At 39.0% G+C, this 1,396-nt stretch carries 1 protein-coding gene and 1 pseudogene; both read right to left on the bottom strand.

The features are described 5' to 3' along the window. Nucleotides 1–606 (bottom strand): annotated as a pseudogene (gene wzx / locus CXQ96_RS18700) (O21 family O-antigen flippase); the annotation flags it as partial. A 310-nt stretch (nucleotides 607–916) separates the two neighbouring features. Next, nucleotides 917–1,396, bottom strand: a 480-nt coding sequence (locus CXQ96_RS17780) for a sugar phosphate nucleotidyltransferase (RefSeq protein ID WP_258059192.1), incomplete at its 5' end; no start/stop codon positions are given.

Here is a 1,396-nt window from a genome sequence, read left to right as displayed (position 1 = left end):
TCGTAAGTGATGAAAACCGCCCCCGACATTACAACTCCAGCGTCCCCCCCCCCCTCCTCCAATAAGAATAATTGAGAAGAAGTATGATAAAGACACCAGTAAAACACTTTCATTTTTAATCAGAACAATAAGTAATACAAAAAAAATAAACAATAAGGGTTGAAATATATACTGCAGAACAACACTAAAAGTGACAAGACCTTGAGACTGTAAAAAGGAATATAACAATATATTTACTGACGATGATATTATCAACAGAATCGCCAAACACCATGTATTTCGTAATAATAATTGTGGCGAAAAATAATGAATTATAGGTATTAAAATGATAGATAAGATAATACTGGATATAACACTCCGTTTTATGCATCTAAGAAAAAAAACGCCTCGTGCTTTTAATGCATATTTAACTGAGGCACATTTTTTCAAAATTAAATTATTTTGTCCTAAAGAGGATAGGGACGATATTATTCCAGTTACTGATAATAGGAAGAAAACCCCACCAGCCTCACTCATATTGAGCGTTCTTGATATCATCACACTCGTTGACAGCGCAAGTATAGCGCCGAATATCCTCAACACAAATACAGTTTTAATTGTAAACATTAACTTCTCGTTATTTACCCAAAGACCTCTTTGCAACAAATAATAGGGGGGAGGGTATAGATACTACCCCGCAAGACGCAAAAAACAACGCTACCGCCCCTGGCTTAACAGCTACCAGTTCACTAACACAAACTTATAACATGGCAATCTTAATAAATTCGTCTCTAATAAAACAAGAGACCGTTTTCTAAATCACATGAAGCAAAAAATCACCATAAAAGATCTAAACATCATCTGATATTTTAAACATTAGCTTAGATAATCGGTTGACGACTTTCATATTACTATTTTCTCCCGCCTTTTATCTTCATTAAAAATCATTTATAATTATTTCTTCTATTTTACCACGGAATTTTGTGCCTAGCATAATGTTTCTCAAACCATACTTCACAAACGCCTGCATATAGCCCATTTTTTTGCCGCAGTCGTAACTGTCGCCAGTCATCAGCATTGCATCCACAGCATGTTTTTTCGCCAGTTCGGCAATGGCATCAGTCAGTTGAATACGTCCCCATGCACCAGGCTGAGTACGTTCCAGTTCCGGCCAAATATCGGCAGAAAGCACATAACGACCTACGGCCATGATATCTGAGTCCAGCGTCTGCGGCTGATCCGGTTTTTCGATAAATTCAACAATGCGGCTGACTTTACCTTCGCGATCCAGCGGTTCTTTGGTCTGAATGACGGAGTATTCAGAGAGATCGCCCGGCATACGTTTTGCCAGCACCTGGCTGCGTCCCGTTTCATTGAAGCGCGCAATCATAGCGGCAAGGTTATAGCGCAGAGGGTC

This window comes from Arthrobacter sp. B1805, assembly GCF_002929745.1.
Lineage (GTDB): Bacteria > Actinomycetota > Actinomycetes > Actinomycetales > Micrococcaceae > Arthrobacter_D.
Note: the sequence above shows the minus strand (reverse complement) of the source record. Positions and strands in the feature narration are given on the sequence as shown.